At 30.1% G+C, this 18,259-nt stretch carries 16 protein-coding genes; 6 read left to right on the top strand and 10 right to left on the bottom strand.

Going from position 1 to position 18,259, the window contains the following annotated elements; translation table 11 throughout:
* Nucleotides 1-5: 5 nt before the first annotated feature.
* From rffA to AC4FQX_RS01830, 6 genes are all read right to left on the bottom strand, one after another.
* Nucleotides 6-1,121: a dTDP-4-amino-4,6-dideoxygalactose transaminase gene (gene rffA, locus AC4FQX_RS01855; RefSeq protein WP_491165962.1), complete on the bottom strand. Its 1,116-nt coding sequence runs from the start codon at nucleotides 1,119-1,121 to the stop codon at nucleotides 6-8.
* A gap of 32 nt (nucleotides 1,122-1,153) precedes the next feature.
* Nucleotides 1,154-2,734, bottom strand: a complete 1,581-nt coding sequence (locus AC4FQX_RS01850) for a hypothetical protein (RefSeq protein WP_491165961.1) — start codon at nucleotides 2,732-2,734, stop codon at nucleotides 1,154-1,156.
* Nucleotides 2,735-3,890: 1,156 nt separating this feature from the next.
* Complete coding sequence (locus tag AC4FQX_RS01845; RefSeq protein ID WP_491165960.1) at nucleotides 3,891-4,574, bottom strand: GNAT family N-acetyltransferase; 684 nt, start codon at nucleotides 4,572-4,574, stop codon at nucleotides 3,891-3,893.
* Nucleotides 4,571-5,497 (bottom strand): glycosyltransferase family 2 protein, encoded by a 927-nt coding sequence (locus tag AC4FQX_RS01840; RefSeq protein ID WP_491165959.1) that lies wholly within the window; start codon nucleotides 5,495-5,497, stop codon nucleotides 4,571-4,573. The genes AC4FQX_RS01845 and AC4FQX_RS01840 overlap by 4 nt, the downstream gene beginning before the upstream one ends.
* A 1-nt stretch (nucleotide 5,498) precedes the next feature.
* Nucleotides 5,499-5,864 carry an EamA family transporter gene (locus AC4FQX_RS01835; RefSeq protein WP_491165958.1) on the bottom strand — a complete coding sequence of 122 codons (366 nt, stop codon included), beginning with the start codon at nucleotides 5,862-5,864 and terminating at the stop codon, nucleotides 5,499-5,501.
* A gap of 311 nt (nucleotides 5,865-6,175) precedes the next feature.
* Entirely contained in the window at nucleotides 6,176-7,285 is a 1,110-nt protein-coding gene (locus AC4FQX_RS01830; protein ID WP_491165957.1) for a glycosyltransferase family 4 protein, read from the bottom strand.
* 153 nt (nucleotides 7,286-7,438) lie between these two features.
* Here AC4FQX_RS01830 and AC4FQX_RS01825 point away from each other — a divergent pair, with 153 nt between their 5' ends.
* Complete coding sequence (locus AC4FQX_RS01825; RefSeq protein ID WP_491165956.1) at nucleotides 7,439-8,212, top strand: lipopolysaccharide kinase InaA family protein; 774 nt, start codon at nucleotides 7,439-7,441, stop codon at nucleotides 8,210-8,212.
* Here the strand turns inward: AC4FQX_RS01825 and AC4FQX_RS01820 are convergent.
* From AC4FQX_RS01820 to AC4FQX_RS01810, 3 genes are all read right to left on the bottom strand, one after another.
* Entirely contained in the window at nucleotides 8,209-8,976 is a 768-nt protein-coding gene (locus AC4FQX_RS01820) for a glycosyltransferase family 2 protein (protein WP_491165955.1), read from the bottom strand. The two genes, AC4FQX_RS01825 and AC4FQX_RS01820, sit on opposite strands and share 4 nt — an antisense overlap.
* 72 nt (nucleotides 8,977-9,048) lie before the next feature.
* Nucleotides 9,049-10,122: a glycosyltransferase family 9 protein gene (locus tag AC4FQX_RS01815; protein WP_491165954.1), complete on the bottom strand. Its 1,074-nt coding sequence runs from the start codon at nucleotides 10,120-10,122 to the stop codon at nucleotides 9,049-9,051.
* A gap of 223 nt (nucleotides 10,123-10,345) precedes the next feature.
* Nucleotides 10,346-11,161 carry a 2,3,4,5-tetrahydropyridine-2,6-dicarboxylate N-succinyltransferase gene (locus tag AC4FQX_RS01810; RefSeq protein ID WP_491165953.1) on the bottom strand — a complete coding sequence of 272 codons (816 nt, stop codon included), beginning with the start codon at nucleotides 11,159-11,161 and terminating at the stop codon, nucleotides 10,346-10,348.
* A 101-nt stretch (nucleotides 11,162-11,262) separates the two neighbouring features.
* Here AC4FQX_RS01810 and ruvX point away from each other — a divergent pair, with 101 nt between their 5' ends.
* Together ruvX and AC4FQX_RS01800 are read left to right on the top strand one after the other, a co-directional pair.
* Nucleotides 11,263-11,673 carry a Holliday junction resolvase RuvX gene (gene ruvX, locus AC4FQX_RS01805; RefSeq protein WP_491165952.1) on the top strand — a complete coding sequence of 137 codons (411 nt, stop codon included), beginning with the start codon at nucleotides 11,263-11,265 and terminating at the stop codon, nucleotides 11,671-11,673.
* Between the two features lie 116 nt (nucleotides 11,674-11,789).
* A complete protein-coding gene (locus tag AC4FQX_RS01800; RefSeq protein ID WP_491165951.1) occupies nucleotides 11,790-13,295 on the top strand; it encodes a malate:quinone oxidoreductase in 1,506 nt (501 codons plus the stop codon).
* 333 nt (nucleotides 13,296-13,628) lie between these two features.
* On the opposite strand, the gene AC4FQX_RS01795 is transcribed toward AC4FQX_RS01800, so the two are convergent.
* Complete coding sequence (locus AC4FQX_RS01795; RefSeq protein ID WP_491165950.1) at nucleotides 13,629-15,854, bottom strand: FUSC family protein; 2,226 nt, start codon at nucleotides 15,852-15,854, stop codon at nucleotides 13,629-13,631.
* 213 nt (nucleotides 15,855-16,067) lie between these two features.
* On the opposite strand from AC4FQX_RS01795, the gene def reads away from it, so the two are divergent.
* The 3 genes from def to mazG all read left to right on the top strand — a co-directional run bounded on the left by def (nucleotide 16,068) and on the right by mazG (nucleotide 18,098).
* Nucleotides 16,068-16,655: a peptide deformylase gene (gene def, locus AC4FQX_RS01790; RefSeq protein WP_491165949.1), complete on the top strand. Its 588-nt coding sequence runs from the start codon at nucleotides 16,068-16,070 to the stop codon at nucleotides 16,653-16,655.
* A gap of 54 nt (nucleotides 16,656-16,709) precedes the next feature.
* Entirely contained in the window at nucleotides 16,710-17,240 is a 531-nt protein-coding gene (locus AC4FQX_RS01785) for a DUF5606 family protein (RefSeq protein ID WP_491165948.1), read from the top strand.
* Nucleotides 17,241-17,324: 84 nt separating this feature from the next.
* Nucleotides 17,325-18,098 carry a nucleoside triphosphate pyrophosphohydrolase gene (mazG, locus tag AC4FQX_RS01780; RefSeq protein WP_491165947.1) on the top strand — a complete coding sequence of 258 codons (774 nt, stop codon included), beginning with the start codon at nucleotides 17,325-17,327 and terminating at the stop codon, nucleotides 18,096-18,098.
* The last annotated feature ends 161 nt before the right edge of the window (nucleotides 18,099-18,259 follow it).

The following is an 18,259-nucleotide window of genomic DNA, read 5'->3' as shown; positions in this document are numbered from 1 at the left end:
TTTATTTATTTTAAAGTATTAATGATTTTAGTTATTGCTTCAATATTCTCAATTGTTAATTCATAAAACAAAGGTAATCGTATTAAGCAGTTGGTAAAGGTATCACTATTTTCTAAAATTCTCCCATCATGTTTAGTAGTATAAAAAGGGCTGGAGTGTAATGATAAATAATGAAAAACAGCATGAAAACCATTTTCTTTTAATAAAGCGATTAAGGCACTTCGTTTCTCTATGTTTTCAGCAGTCAAATAAAACATGTGAGCATTATTAGTTGCATAATTTGGTAGTGAAGGTATTTTGAAACTAGTATTATCCGGATTTAATTTAGTATAATAGGTATCCCAGAGGAGTTTTCTTTTGGATTGAATATCTTCCAGATTTTCTAATTGTGCCCATAAAAAAGCAGCGATTATTTCCGAAGGTAGGAAAGAAGAACCAGTATCAACCCAGCCATATTTATTAACTTCCCCTCTAAAAAACTCTGCTCTGTTAGTCCCTTTTTCCCAAATAATTTCAGCTCTGTTTATAAATCGTTCATCATTAATTGCAAGCATTCCGCCTTCACCGGAAATGATATTCTTCGTTTCATGAAATGAAAAAGCGGCAAGGTGACCTATAGACCCCAGTGCTTTTCCTTTATAATAGGAATCAATAGCCTGAGCAGCATCTTCAATAACCAATAAATTATATTTCTCAGCTAATGCCATTATTTTATCCATATCACAGGCTACTCCTGCATAATGAACGGGTACAATTGCTTTTGTTTTAGGAGTAATTAAAGCCTCTATTTTATCCGTATCAATATTAGGATTATCTGAGTAGGAATCAGCAAATACTATTTTTGCTCCCTGACGAACAAAAGCTAATGCTGTTGAAACAAATGTAAAACTGGGAATGATAACTTCATCTCCTTCTTTTATGTCGGCTAATATTGCACACATTTCTAAAGCATCTGTACAGGAAGTAGTCAATAATACTTTTTTAAAACCATATTTATTTTCAAAAAAAGTCTGACATTTTTGTGTAAATATTCCATTTCCGGATAATTTTCCTGAATTTACTGCCTGATAGATATAATGGGTTTCTTTGCCTGTTAAGTATGGTTTGTTGAAAGGAATCATATATATTATTAGTTAATTATAGCTGATTTTAATTATTTGGTTGTTCTTTTATCTCCGTTAAATTTTACAAAAGAAGTTTCTTTATTTTTTTCCATAGTATAACTTACATTATTATAGTCTTTTTTAAGATCTTTAATAATATTTGGGATATAAATCTCATCACTTTCATTCATTATTATAACATATTTTTTATTGATCAAATCATTAAAACTATTGAATTTATTTTTATTGTATGGAATGTTTACAGTCCATCCACTTAATGAAATATTATTCTCTTTCCAGATTTTATCTACTTTGAAAGGACTGATTTCCTGGATGGCTAAACCACTACCAAAAATAACATATGGAGAGGATTTTTTTTCAATAAATTTCATAGCATAGTTTAAGTTTTTTTTATTTTCTTGCTTTATATCTATATTTTTTAATATATAGATGTTTATGAAACCAATGGATAGTATAATTGCTACTAAAAAAATTAAGGTATTATAGGGCATTATTATATTTAATATTTTGTTTCGTGTTTTTATATTAAAGAGTAAACTAATATTTGTATTTAAAATCAGTACAAATGATAGTGTAATTAATCCTGAAAAGAAAACTCTTTCTTTTAAATACGAAATTAAAGGGATATAGATATTTATTGTTATAAAAAGTAGGGTTACTGTTATAATAATTATTTTTTCTCTTTTGTTATTCAAAGGAAATAAAGCGTATAAGAATAATAAAATAACAATATAGAAAATAACATAATTTTTGAATGTAATAACACTATTATTGATGCTTATTTTTTTATTATTTAAAGAAACAATCTTATTTAGAGTTTGAATACTTATTTCTTTTGGGTTCGTAAAGGAAGACTGAATTAATTGATAAGATAAATAATCTGTTATATTATAACATTCTTGTGGAGTTAGTTTGTTTGGGTTATCATTTATACGTGATCTAAAAGTATTGAATTCAGTATAATATGCCCAATCTTTATTAGAATATTCTGATTTATTTATGAGTTGAAAACTTAGAGATAGTATTCCGGCTAGAGAAAAGAATAGAAGCCTATTTTTTAGCTCTGCTTTTTCTATAATAATTAGAGGAGATAAAAGTATTAATACCAGTATGGATGCCTCAAATCGAATTAATGAAGCTATTGTGAAAAGTAATAATCCAATGGTTTTATAAAGGTATGATTTTCTCTTTATAATTAAAGAAAACCCAGCCAGGGCTAATATTGCAGTAATAGTTGTGAACTGTAAATTAGCAAGAAAATAGATGAAAAATGAACTAAAAAACATTAGAATACTTACTTTGACGTAATTACTGTTTTTGATCCTAAGTATTTCATAATAAATTATTGAAGACGAGATTATATAAAAGAATATGAATAATATCGGATACCAAGGAATAGAAGAAATATTCAAATATAAAAACTGTAGTATTTTTCCATAGTATATATTAATAAAAACAAGATGGTATTCAGGTGTACCTGTATAAGCACCAGATGCAAATAGCTGCATTATAACATCGTCATTTTCCTGAAATCGGATTTTAAATATAAAAGATATAATAACGTAGATTATTATACTATATATGACAGAGAATAAAATCTTTTTTTTCATAGCTAAAGATAATTATTTAAAACACCAACTCTTAATGAATATAAGACCCCAGATAAAAGATGTAGGATTAAAACACTATCAAGTAGCATACGTTTCTTTTTTTGAAATAATGTTCTTTTTTTAATATAAATACAAACAGAGATAAAAAACAATAAAAAGGAGCTAGGGATGATCTGCCAGTAAAAATTACCATGATACATTCTATCTCCACTTTCTGCCAGTAATAAAAAGAATATGAGAGCTGATAACATTATAAATAATGAATATAGGTATTCTAATCTCTTAAAGATACTTTTATCAATCATTGATAAAAGTATTGGAAAAGCAAAGCTGCAAAGAAAAGTTCCTAAACAATACAATATACTAGGGTAATTAGAGGGTTTCCAGCTAAGCCATACTTTAAAAGGGGCAAATATTAATTTGGAATTATCATCATAAAAATAATGGTAGATATAAATATATTGTATTATTATCAAGAAAAAACCGATTAGAAAAGGGATGTTTGTTTTTATAAATAATAAATTTATCTTTTTTACATGAATTAGGGATAGTATAAAATGTACAGGTATAATTACAAATAAAAAACTAGGTTTGATTATCACATTTATGATTATTAACAACAATATCCATACAAATCTTTTATTTGAATATTCTAAAACCAACTGATAAAAAGACAACCAGAATAATAGTATAGAAAAAGGTAAGACAGCAATAATGGTAGAATTGTGCCAGGCTGTGGGAACAAAATTGCCTAAATACATGAATGATGCAATAGGTAGAGCGAACATAAAGAATAACAGAAGAGATAATAAATCCTGATAGAAAGAATTTAATTTGTAATTTATATATTTTAAATATTCATGAATACAATATCTAATTATAATTATTTTTAATAGTGTGAATAATATTAAAGATAATATACTGGCTATGTAATAATTGTTATTAAATACCCCCCCAATTAAATGTACAGATAGATAATATCCAAAGTTTCCCATAATTGGTAATTCTCCTTTAATCGTTGATTCAAGGATTTGTTGATGAGCAACTATATCAGATTCATTATATATATTTATGTAAATAAATAAAGAATAGAATGTAATAAAAAGAGTAATTACCGTAAAAAAGAAATATGGACATTTATTTTTTTTTAAAAATATCATATTCTCCAATAATGTTTTATATATTCTGTTTCAATTATTTCATAACCTTGTTTAGTATAAAAAGAACAGGCTTGTGTGTTTTTTAATTGAGTTGGAATTCTTAATTCTGTAATGTTTTTATCTGCTAACAAACTTTCTACAGTTTGTAATAATTGGTATCCAATTCCTTTTCCCTGACTTTCGGGATTTACTGCAATAAGACCGATTGTTGTATATTCATTATGAGTTCTATACGTTATAAAACCTAAAATGGATCCCTCTTCTTTATAGACTAAAACATCATCAGCAAATTTTTTATTCAAAGAATTATCTACCCAGATCCGGTAAAGTTTTCTGAATTCTTCTTTTTTAAAATTAGGATCTAAGTTAAAACGACTTAACTTACCACTTTCATATGCCAGATTATAAATAGTTTCAATTTGGAATTTTCCATCTAATATAGGGTGGATATTATTATTTGTTTTATGAGGTGTTTTATGTACTTTTTTACTAAAAACAATTTTGACTTCTGAATAGGTATTACAAAAACCAGGAATGAGTATTGAATGGTCAGTTGCACTTTTTACATATAGCAAATCAAAAGTATTGTTATCAATGATATTGTTTGTATTTGTTAAAGAAAGACTACCGATTTTTTTATTAAAAAAATCAGAGTCCCATTTCAATTCTTCTATTTTCATTTTATTTCATCAATTATAAATGCCGGTCTGTTTTTTGTCTGATCAAATATTTTCCCTACATATATTCCTGTAATACCAATTGTTGTAATTATTATACCTGATAAAAACCAAATTGAAACAATTATTGAAGTATATCCTAAAACAATGATTTCTCCATTAAAAACTTTATATATAGTATAGAGGCCGACTAATAAAGATAAAGTGGAAATAAAAACGCCAAATTTCACAAATAATTTTAATGGTTTATTAGAAAAGGAAAGGATGGTGTTAAATGCTAAACTTAATAATTTTCTCAAACTGTAACTGGATTCACCAGAGTCTCTTTCTGCATGTTCAACAGCAACGGAAGTTGAATTATAACCGACCCAGCTGGAAAACAAAGGGAATGATTTAATATAATCTCCCATCTCTAATATAGATTGAATCGTTTTCTTATGATAGATACCAAAATTAGCAATCTCATTATCGTATTTTGTATCAGTAAAGTAACTGTAGGTTTTAGAATATATTTTTGAAGATAATTTTTTCAAAAAATGATCCTGACGATTTACTCTTCTTGCTAGTACGATATCATATCCTTCAATAGCTTTTTCATATAGTTTCTTTATCTCTTTAGGCTGATCCTGTAAGTCACAATCCATTACTACAATCCATTCCCCTTTAGCAAGAGATAAACCTGCAACTATTGCCGGGTGTTGCCCAAAATTACGACTTAGCCGGACACTTTTTACTTCAGGGAATTCTGAAGATAACCGTTTCATTACTTCCCATGAGTTATCAGGGCTTCTGTCATCTACTAATATTATTTCATAAGACTTATCTATTTCCAGCATTACCCTTTGAATTTCATCTACTAGTTTAGATATGATTTCATCAGCTCTATAAACGGGGCTTATTATGGTTATATGGGGGGTACAGTCCATTCTAAAATTTAACAGTTATAATTGTTCCTAATATAATTAAGGCTAATCCGACTACTTTTCCTATGGTAAAGGTTTCTCCTAAAAAAAGTATTCCTATAATAAAAACCAATGCCGGTGCTAAACTCATGAAAGGATAAGCTTTTGTTATTTCAAATTGAGTCATTGCAGCCATCCAGCAGATAGAAGCTAAAAAAGCAGCAACAAAACCTGAAAAAATATAAGGATCAAAGATAGTTTTTAAGAGAAAAAAAATTTTTTCTCTTAAATTTTCAGGAAGGCCTCTTAGTTGGTTTAATCTCCATTTTAGTATGATTTGACCATAAACAGTAAAGGTTAAGGTGCCTAATATATAAAAGTAAGGATTCATTTATTTTTTGGTAATTAGTGTTTCTGTCTGTACCATTTAGAAATTAATATGTTTTCTTAAGATACTTGTTTTTGTAAAAGGTTGCGCCTCTTTTTAATTTTTTATTTCTAGCTGAATTATGAAAATCAAAAGTAAGAATTTAAATTAATACAACTAAATTAAATACTTTTAATTGTTTAATTTTGTAGTTTTATTATTGGAATTTACCAGAGATATAGTTATTCTTTATGTAAACCAGAGAAATTTTTAAACATAGACAATTGCAGGTGTTTTAGAGAAAAGAGATTTAGTTTTCTTTAAAAGAATTGAATTTAACGAATAAGTTTGTTATAAGTATCAAGAACATCTTTAGCTGATTTTTCAGTTGTGAATTTTTCATAAAATAACTTATAAGATCTATCTGTAAATATTTTTCTTTTATCAGTATCGTTTATCAATAATTTGATGTTTTTTGCTAGACTTTTATAATCTTTAATATCTGATAAGTAACCGTTATAATCATGAGTTATAGCTTCAGGTATTCCACCGGCTTTAGTAGTAACAATAGGTACTTTTTTTAAAAAGGCTTCATAAATAGTTAAGGGTAATCCCTCTCTTTCAGAGCTCATTACATATAGATCAAACTGACTCATAAAATCTATAGCATGCGGCTGAAAACCCCCTAATGTTATATAATTTTGCAGTTCATATTTATGAATTAAATTTTCCAGTTTTGGTGTCAGTTCATTTGAAAATTTTCCGAGCTGAATTAAATGTATATTCTTAATATTTTCAACATAAACCAAGTGTTTTATTGTTTTTATAAGAGTAGGTAAATCTTTAGCTCTTGTATGATTTGCAATATTTCCAATAATAAATTTATCATTAGTTATTGGAAATAATTCATTGATGTTATGTGTGTGTGTTACTTCATTTCTATTTACGTTGATACCATCATAAATAACAATTAATTTTTTTCTGGATTCTTCTGTTATCATTTTTTTTAAGAAAGCTGTTTTAACAGCTTCAGACACACAGATTATCGCATCTATATTTTTATAATTGTATTTTAATGTGCTAAAAAAAGAACCACTACCACAAATATTTTTTCGGGAGAAAACCGTTTTGGTTTTTAATTGAAAAAGAAGATCGGATATAGTATAAAGAGTAGCAGAGTCTCCTGTATGTAAGTGTATAATATCGGGCTTTAATTTGTTAACCAGTTCTTTCAGAAATTTATAATTAGAAAATGTATTCAACTTATCTCCGTTACTGGAAATAAACTCTATTTTTTTATCATTACACTCTGCTTCAAGAGATGAATGTTTTATACCCAGTACAGTGTTTGTTATATTTAGTTTTTCTAAACTTAAGACAATATCAATTACTTGCTGTTCATTTCCTCCCCAGCTTTTAGCACCAGATATATGTAGTATCCTCATCTTTTTTTCGCGAAATTACAATATTTTTTATAAACTATTTTCTATTATCCGATTACCAGATAGTTGTTAACTAATAAATGAGGTCAGAATCTCTGTTTCTTAAATTGTTAATACAAAAAGTATTCCATAGTTTTGTACACTGATATTTTTTTAATGAGAACATATATACAAATAAATCCGGATTATACTAAATATAAACAAACAGTTTCTAACTGGATAGAAAATTTTGATAATCAGGGTGAAATTCTGGCTCACGGCAATCGGAATGTTATTAAAATATTTAATCTTGAAGGAAAAGAAATTAATATTAAATCTTTTAAGGTTCCCCATTTAATCAATAGTTTTGTTTATAAGTATTTCAGGAAGTCTAAAGCAAGGCGGTCATTTGAATATGCAGAGAGATTATTAGAAAAAGGAATAGGTACTCCTGAACCTATTGCTTATTCTGAATTCTTTTCTTTGTTAGGGTTGCAGAAGAGTTATTATATATGTGAACATCTTCAGGTTGATCTGACTTTTCGTGAATTGATCGAAGTTCCTAATTATCCTGATTATGAGATTATTTTGAGTCAGTTTATTTACTTTACATGGCAATTGCATGAGAAAGGTGTGGAATTTTTGGATCATTCCCCGGGGAACACATTAATAAAGAAGGTAGGGGAAGGGCAGTATCGTTTCTTTCTGGTTGATCTGAACAGAATGCGATTTCATAAATCTATGGATTTTGATAAACGTATGATGAATATGGCACATCTTACACCCAAAAAAGAAATGATTGCTCTTATGAGTGAAGAATATGCTAAGCTATATGACAAAGATGAAAAAGAAATCTTTGAGAAATTATGGTCCTATACGCATTCTTTTCAGACTAAGTTTCATCGAAAAAGAAGATTAAAGAAAAGATTAAAGTTTTGGAAAAAGAACTAGTCGTTTTTTCTCATTTTATTTAGTTCCTTGTATCTTTCATGAACGGTTAACGCATTTAGATAGCAAACAATAATTCCTTTTTTTCCGTCTAAAATTCCCAGTCGTATAATATAATTAAGAAGAAATCTATAAGCAGGTTTAATATAACGATGATAGAAATTAGGATAACGTCCTTGGTTATAAAGTTCCTGAGCCCTTAGTTTTCCGTAACTAATCATCTTTTTCTTATACGTTTCATAATCATTATAAGTATAATGAATAAGCTTATTTTTTAGTATACCAATAGATCCGTCTACTTGTAATGTTTCATGTACCAGACGTTCACTTATATAATGGGCTTTGTCTTTCTGAAATAGTCTGAAATTTTTATCCGTCTGACATCCGCTGAAATGTAACGGTTTATCTTTAAACATAAATTGTCTGTAGAAATAGTAGGCGCTACAGGCATCTTCTTTTTGCACTGTAGCTAAAATCTCCTGTTTTAGTTTTGGAGTAATTCTTTCGTCAGCATCCATAAATAATACCCAGGAATGTTTTGCTAAACTTAAGGCAAAATTCCGTTGTGCCGTAAAGTTTTCAAAAGCGTGTTGGACTAAGGTCACATTTTTAAAAGAATTGACTATTGGTACTGTGTTATCCTTGCTGAAAGAGTCAACAATAATCAATTCATCAACAAAATCCATGTTCTCTATTAATTCCGCTATGTTTTTTTCCTCATTGTATGCTATCACTAAACCACTAATAGGGTGTTTATTATCAGACATAGTTTTGTTTTTTAGTTTTAAAATAATGAAATAGTACTACTGTTAATCTGCTTCGAATTTACTGTATAATTTTTATTTAAGAAAACTTAAATTTTTAAAATGAGTTTCAAGTTTTTCAAGAATCAGTTCTAAAGGATATTCATCATAATATTTAAAAGTATTTTCTTTGATATATTTAGCGTCATATTGTTCGTATATCTCAGGTTTTAAGTCTTTTAGATGAATAGAGATATGCTCTTTTTCATTCTCAAATAATTGCCAGCTTTCTTTATCGATTGATGGGGAGAAAAGAGAAAAAGTAGGTATGTTGACCGCTTTTCCCATATTTATAGCACCACCCTCATTACCAATTACAATATCACAAAGTGAAAGCAACGCAATAAACGATCTTAATCCTTCTGCATATAGATCAAAATGAATATTTTTTTTAGACTTTTCTGAGCAGTAATTATATATTTCCAGAGCCTGTTCCTTTTGATTTGGGATATAATTAAAAAGTATAGAAGCGTTAGTTTTTGAAATCGTAAAATCAATAATTTCAGCCATTTTTTTTAATGGGTAGGTTTTATTTTTTTCACTTCCTAAAATATTAAACATTATTAAAAGCTGCTTACCTGGAATAATCTGATGATTATTTAGTAATTCTTTTGCTCCTCTGATTTCATCATTTGTCAGGTATATTTTAGGCTTTATCTCTGTTGCTTTTTCTTTAATTAATGGTTTTAGTAGTGATAGTCTGTTTTCTATTGCTAGACCGATATCAGATTTGATTCCTGTAACACGTTTTATATTATGATTATAAAAAATTTGGGAGTACCATTTATAATATGATATTTTATTTTTTGCTCCAGAAAAAAGAGTGATAAGATTGCTGTCCAGTTTGTTATATACATCAATAACAGTATCATATTTTTTATTTTTTATTTTGAGTAGAAATTTAAAGAATAAAGAATATGATTTTCTGATCTCATTAGGCAGAATAATGATATTATCAATATTAGGATTTTCTTTTAGAACATCTACACAATTTGGATAACACATGAAATCAATTATAGCATCAGGATAACTTTTTTTTAAGTTATCACATAATATAGTGCTTGTAAGCACATCTCCAATTCTCTTTTGTTGAATTACTACTATTTTCATTCTTTAAATTAAATAATTAAGAGTGCTAAAATACATAAGTTAATTTACCTGATTTCTGTATTTGTATGTATTTTTTTAGTTTAGTAAAGAAATAGGCGGGACTTATATACTACTATATTATATTTTTATTAGATAATATTGTTGCCAGGTCTGTTAAATAAGGTATATAAAAAAAACCTGTTCAATTTTTATAAAAATTGAACAGGTTTTTTTAGGTTTTTCATTAAACCGCTACATCATATTCTCTTAAAGCATTATTTAAAGATGTTTTCAGATCTGTTGATGCTTTACGTTTTCCTATAATCAGAGCACAAGGAACCTGATATTCACCAGCAGCAAATTTTTTGGTGTAGCTTCCCGGAATAACAACTGAACGAGCAGGAACAATACCTTTCATCTCTACAGGAGTGTCTCCGGTTACATCTATTATTTTTGTTGAAGCAGTTAGGCAGACGTTAGCACCTAATACCGCTTCTTTTTCAACTTTAACTCCTTCAACTACAATACAACGGGAACCGATGAAAGCTCCATCTTCAATAATAACAGGAGCAGCCTGTAAAGGTTCCAGTACGCCACCAATACCTACACCACCACTTAAATGTACGTTTTTACCTATTTGCGCACAACTTCCAACGGTAGCCCATGTATCCACCATAGTTCCTTCGTCTACATAAGCTCCTATGTTTACATAACTCGGCATTAAAATAACTCCGGATGAAATATAAGCACCATGTCTGGCAACAGCATTTGGTACAACGCGGATACCCTTTTCGGCATAATTTTTTTTCAAAGGAATCTTGTCGTGATATTCAAAAATTCCGGCTTCCAGAGTTTCCATTTTCTGAATAGGGAAATATAATACAACTGCTTTTTTGACCCATTCGTTTACTTGCCATCCGTCTTCTGTAGGTTCAGCTACACGAAGTTTTCCGGAGTCTAATAAATCAATTACAGTTCTGATTGCAGTTGTTGTTGTTTCTTCTGTCAGCAGAGCTCTGTTTTCCCATGCCTGTTCTATTGTTGTCTGTAAAGTCCTCATAAATATTATAATTTGACGCAAAGATAGAATCAATTTTTTAAAAAAGAAGATGTTGGTCGGATTCATAACATTTTAAGCGTTAATTTTGATAAAAAAAGAAAATGGCACGTATTCTGGCAATTGATTATGGGTTGAAGCGCACCGGTATTGCTGTAACAGATCCAATGCAAATTATAGGTTCGGGTTTAACAACTATTCCTTCGGAAACAGTAATAGACTTTCTGAGAGATTATTTTGTAAAGGAAAAAGTAGAAATGGTTTTGATCGGAGAACCAAAACAGATGAATAATGAACCCTCTGAAAGCACTCCGATAATAGAGGCTTTTGTTCTGAAATTTAAAAAGAATTTTCCAGATATGTCTCTGGAAAGAGTAGATGAGCGATTTACTTCAAAGATTGCATTTCAAACGATGATAGATAGTGGTTTAAAAAAGAAGAAACGTCAGGATAAAGCGCTTATTGATGAAATTAGTGCAACTATAATGTTACAGGGTTATCTATCCAGAAAATAATTAATACATACGTTTTTCTATTACTAAAAGAAAGAAATTAAGTTTTAATTACCATATAAATTCATCATAATTGCATTTTTTCAATTTACCTTTGTACTTTAAATTCTTAAGATAAGATGACTAATAATAATATAAAATCGGATCCAGATGTAATTTTGATTGGTGCTGGTATTATGAGCGCTACGCTTGGCTTATTTTTAAAAGAATTACAGCCGGGGATTAAGATAGAAATTTATGAAAGGCTGGATGCGGCAGCAACGGAGAGTTCTGACGCCTGGAATAATGCAGGTACAGGACATTCTGCCTTTTGTGAATTAAATTATACACCGGAACTTGAAGATGGTAGTATTGAGACTGTAAAAGCAGTCAAAATTGCAGAATCGTTTGAAGTAACAAAACAATTCTGGGCTTATCTGGTAAATAAAGGGGTGATAGAATCTCCTGAAGATTTTATAAGAAGTGTACCACACATGAGTTTTGTATGGGGAGAGGAAAATGTAAATTATCTTAGAAAAAGATATGATGCGCTACAAAAACACCCTCTTTTTAATGCTATGGAATATTCCGAAGACCACAAACAGCTGGAATCATGGATTCCTTTAGTAATGGAAGGAAGACAACCTGATGAAAAAGTTGCAGCAACTCATATGTCTTTAGGAACAGATGTGAATTTTGGTAAATTGACAAGAACAATATTTAATTATCTTCAAAAACAAGAAGGGGTTTCTCTTTATTTTAATGAAGAAGTTCGTAAGATTAAACGTAAAGACGGCAAAGATTCGTGGGGGCTTACTGTAAGAAATATTATTACAGAGGAAAAGAAAAAAATCAGTGCTAAATTTGTATTTATAGGAGCAGGAGGAGGGTCTCTTCCGTTACTTGAAAAATCTAATATTCCGGAAGGAAAAGGATTTGGAGGATTTCCGGTAAGTGGACAATGGCTGAAATGTGTTAATAAAGAAATTATTGAACATCATCATGCAAAAGTATACGGAAAAGCTGGTGTAGGTTCGCCACCAATGTCCGTACCACATTTGGATACCCGTATGATCAATGGAGAAAAAGCATTATTGTTTGGACCTTACGCCGGTTTCTCAACTAAGTTCCTTAAAAAAGGTTCTTATATGGATTTATTTTTATCTATAAAACTAAATAACCTTTATCCGATGTTAGTTGCCGGATTTCATAATATTCCATTGACAAAATATCTGGTGGATCAGGTAATGCAGTCACCGGAAGACAGATTAGGGTCACTTCGGGAATATTTTCCAAAGGCAGAAATGAAAGACTGGGAACTTGAAGTGGCAGGACAACGCGTTCAGGTAATTAAAAAAGATTCGGAAGTAGGTGGAGTATTGGAATTTGGAACTAAAGTTGTTAGTTCGGCTGATGGTTCGCTGGCAGCATTGTTGGGAGCTTCTCCGGGAGCATCAACAGCAGCTCCTATAATGCTTGATGTATTAAAAAGTTGTTTTAAAAATCAGATAGAATCTCCGGAATGGCAGAATAAATTAAAACAGATGATTCCTTCTTATGGTCAGCAACTGAATGAGAATGAAGCATTCTGTAATGAAATAAGAGAAATGACAAGTAGTACATTGAAGCTTACTTATAAGAAATAAAATTTGAAAATTAGGCGATTTGAAGATTTGAAAATAAACCTGCTTCTCAAGATCTCTGATCTTGAGAAAGCGTTTATCAGTCTCTGACTGACGATTTATTAGTCGGTCATGAGACTTTTGATCACACTCGCAAAGTCAGAGACTTTGCAGAGCAGAAACAGGTTGTTGAATTTTCAACAGCCTGTTTCTTTTTATAACCTGCTTCGCAAGATCTCTGATTTTGAGAACGTGTTTGTCAGTCTCCGACTGACGATTTATTAGTCGGTCATGAAACCTTTGATCACACCTGCAAAGTCTTGATTCTTTCTTCTTGATTCTTTTTCTTGGCTTAGGCTATTTACTTTCTTTAAGCTCTTTAGTAGCTTTAACAACGCTTTCGGATAAGTTGGTCAGCCAGATTAATTGCTCTATTACTAATTGAGATTCCTGGAGTTTTATATGTAATGCCTCTTCATCTGTTTTATAACTATCTTTTATTTCCTGTTCACGAATAGCTTTAAGTTCTGTAAAACGTAGATTCACGTCGTCTTGTTGTTTCGTGTCAATTGAAGAATTTGCCGAAACTTCGTCTTTTAATATGGCAATAGCATGATCTAAGTTTTTTATGATAGTATTTACAACTACATTAAAAGCTTCGGATGCTTTAGTTGTTTTATGAGATTGTATAAAAGTACCCAATGAAGCAGCAGAAGATAATAAGGTATGATTTAATACTACAAACTTATAAGCCTGAGGCATTTTTTTCTGTTTTGATTTTGGTTCTTGAAGCATACGCTGAAAAGAAGCCATTAAATTTCCGGTTTCAATAAAGGCATTTTTTCTACTTAGTTTATAAGGAGTGGTAACTTCTCCTTTATTATTGTAAAAAATAGAAATCTGTTGCAGGTAATTTCGGTTTGCCTCAATTGATTTTTCCATATACAGAGGAAGACTTAAAAATTCCCATGAAGGCCATAGTAGGTAATTCGCTAAAAAGGCTAAAACAGCACCTACAAGTGTATCCAGTATTCTATACTGTACAACATCCTGGATATTTGGTGTAAGAATACCATAAATGAAAATAACATAAATAGTGACAAAAGTAGCACTGATTTTATAGTTTTTCTGTGTAAAAGATAATCCTAAGAGCATTGAAATAATTATCATAACAGCAAGAGCAATGCTATTATGGACGAAAGAAATAACAGTAAAGGCAATTAATCCACCCAGAACTGTACCGATAGCTCTTTGTACAGAACGTTTTTTTGTCAGACCAAATCCGGGACGCATGATTACAACTATTGTTAACAGTATCCAGTATACATTTTGAAAAGGTAATAACTTGCCAATAAGAAAACCGATTAATATTGTAACAGTCAGACGTAAGGAATGTCTGAAAATAGTAGATGAAAAACTTAGGTTTTCAGTTAATGTGCTTAATGGATAATATAAAGGAGCAAGAAATTTCTCAAGATCTTTATCGTTTTTTCTGTATTCTTTTGTATTAATACTTTGTGAAAAAGCATGTTCAACTATTCTGATTTTTTCAATTTGTTTTTCAGCATAATTATGCATGTTTTTCAGAATTAGAAAACCTTCAGTTGCTTTTGGGAATCCAACATCCTCTTTATAGCTGTTAATTGCTTTTTTTAAGGATTCCAGATCTTTATACAGAAAATGTTTAGGAGTATATTTCGTTTTATTTTCTATTGTTTTCGAAAGATCTTTTAATGTTGCGGCTAAGTTATAGGCAAGATTTTGATAAGTGTTTAATACATGATGCTTATTAGCAAACTTTTCGTTTAGTTTAGCATGATCGAATGAAGTAGACAATGCCAGCTCCATAATATCTACCAAAGCAGAAAAAATGATAACCATTCTTCTGTTCTGATTTGAAGATCCGGGGTTATTAACACGATTTCTGAATAACATTTCCCGTAATTCTTCATGAATGGTATTTAACTCCACCTGAAGATGCAGTTGTTCTTCTGTTATTTTTGTTCTATCAGCATCAGGATGCCATAAATCACCTCGCAATTTTAAATATTTTGAAGTAAGTCTTATGCATTCGATGAGTTTTAACTGTGCATAGCGATACGGTCTAATATAATAAAAGATAAGGGATATTAAAAGATAAAATAGTCCTCCACAGATTAGTAATCCTGCATGGATTAAAAGTTCCATACCTGTATGTATTTTACTAAATATAATTGCTATAGATATCAAACCGGAAAAAGAAACCATCGTTGCACGCTGTCCATAGACAGATATCATAGAGAGAAAAAAGACAGTTATACTCAAAACAGGATAAAAGATCCATGGGTTAAAAGAAACAAGGCTGATAAGTACAGCGCTTCCTGAGGCAATTAAAATAGCAGCAAGCAGTCCTTTTATCTTATGAGACAGATTACTGGGGATATCGCTGGGATAGATCAGAATAACTCCTAAAGCAATAGTAAACCCCATACGAAATTCGTCCATATTGGAGAATATGATCACAGGTAATGCTGTTGCAATTGTAACTTTAAGAGCATTAGTGAATTCTGTAGTATCAGTAAAATTCCGGACTTTATTAACCATTAGAAGCTTATATTGTGCGCAAAGATAAGGATTGATAGATTATTTATCAGAAAATAAAATTTCATTTATATTAATTTTATGTAAAATTGAAGACAATATATTCTCTTTCTTGTTTTCGACAGAAATATAATTTTATTTTTTACTACTTTTGCAGTCTGATTTTTTAAGTTGTTTCAATTGAAATATCAGATTTTAAATTTAATATTAGAAATAATGATTTTACCAATTATAGGATATGGTGATCCGGTGTTAAGAAAGTTATGTGATGACATTGTTCCTGAGTACCCTAATTTAAAAGACCTTATTCAGAGTATGTATGATACAATGTATAATGCATATGGAGTTGGGTTGGCAGCCCCTCAGGTAGGTTTAGCGATCCGTTTGTTTACTATTGATACCTCTCCGTTTGCAGAAGACGAAACATTGTCAACAGAAGAACAGGAACAGTTAAAAGTATTTAAAAAAGCTTTTATTAATGCTAAAATAACAAAAGAAGAAGGAGAAGAGTGGGGGTTTAATGAAGGTTGTTTAAGTATTCCGGATGTTCGTGAGGATGTTTTCAGAAAAGAGAAAATTACAATTGAATATTTTGATGAAGATTTTAAAAAATATACAGAAGTGTATGATGGCTTAATAGCTCGTGTTATTCAGCATGAATATGATCATATTGAAGGAATTCTTTTTACAGATAAAATATCTACATTAAAAAGACGTTTAAATCAAAAAAAACTACAAAATATAATAGATGGTAAAGCCCATCCAGATTATAGAATGAAATTTTTTGCTAAAAAAGGCAGATAATTTTGTTTTTCAGTTGAAAGAATAGATATTTGTTATCTTTAAAAAAAATAGAAAATGAGTTTAGAAAAAATATTGGCCATTTCTGGTAAACCAGGTTTATATGCATTAAAAGTGCAAACACGTTCAGGTTTTGTAGCAGAGTCTTTAATTGATGGTAAAAAAGTGACAGTAGGTTTAAGAAGTAATGTAAGTTTATTATCAGAAATTTCGATTTATACTCATAGTGGTGAAAAAGTATTAGCTGATGTGATGCAGGCAATTGCAGTAAAAGAAAATAACGGACCTGCAATATCTCATAAAGAGGATAAGGCAAAATTAGAGTCTTATTTTAAAGAAATTTTACCGGATTATGATGAAGACAGAGTATATTCTTCAGATATCAAGAAAGTACTTAACTGGTATAATATGCTTCAGTCAAAAGGTTTAATTGTTGCAAAAGAAACTGTAAAACCTGTGAAAATAGAAACACCAAAAGTAGAGAAACCAAAAGCAGAAAAAGTCAAAGTGGAAAAGCCGAAAGCAGAGAAGGCTGAAAAAGCAGAAAAACCTGCAAAAGTGGTAAAGAAAAAGAAGACAGACGAATAGTATTTAATACTGGAAATAAGAAATCCTGCCTTTCAATATTCATTGAAAGGCAGGATTTCTTATTTTTACATAAATGATAAGAATATGAATAATAGAGAAGATCAATTAGAGGCTTTCGGCAGGTTACTTGACATTATGGATGATTTACGTGAAAAGTGTCCATGGGATAAGAAACAGACCTTACAAAGTTTACGACATTTAACGATTGAGGAGACTTATGAATTAGGAGACGCGATTTTAAATAATGATTTACAGGAGATAAAAAAAGAATTAGGAGATATTCTGCTTCACATTGTGTTTTATGCTAAGATAGGGAGTGAAACCAATGATTTTGATATTGGAGATGTAGCAAATGAAATTTGTGAAAAACTAATTTACCGCCATCCTCATATATATGGAGATGTTATAGTGGAGAATGAGGAACAGGTAAAACAAAATTGGGAAAAACTGAAATTAAAGGAAGGTAGGAACTCTGTTTTAGAAGGAGTTCCTAAAGGTTTACCGGCTTTGGTTAAAGCAAGTCGTATACAAGATAAAGTAAAAGGAGTAGGCTTTGATTGGGAGGAAAAAAAGCAGGTTTGGGATAAAGTTCAGGAAGAATTACAGGAATTACAGGAAGAAATACTAAAAGGTGATACGGATAAAATGGAAGCCGAATTTGGAGATGTTTTGTTCTCGATGATCAATTATGCCAGATTTTTAAATATAAATCCAGAGGATGCTTTAGAAAGAACTAACAAAAAATTTATTAAACGTTTTCAGTATTTAGAAGATAAAGCGGCTAAATTAGGAAAACCACTTGTGGATATGACTTTAAAAGAAATGGATGTTTTTTGGGAAGAAGCTAAGAAGTTGTAAGGGTATTTGGTTTTCAGTTGCCAGTATTCAGTTTCCCTTGCTGGTGGTGAGTATCTTGCTCGTGTTCTGGTTGTTGTGTCATTCTAAAATAAGTTTACACAAAACTGTAAACCTATTTCAGGACGAGATAAAATAGTGTATTATCAGAAAAGCATCACAAT

The sequence above is a fragment of the Flavobacterium sp. AK-301 genome, from assembly GCF_058310215.1.
This window is presented reverse-complemented; position numbering and strand designations above follow the sequence as displayed.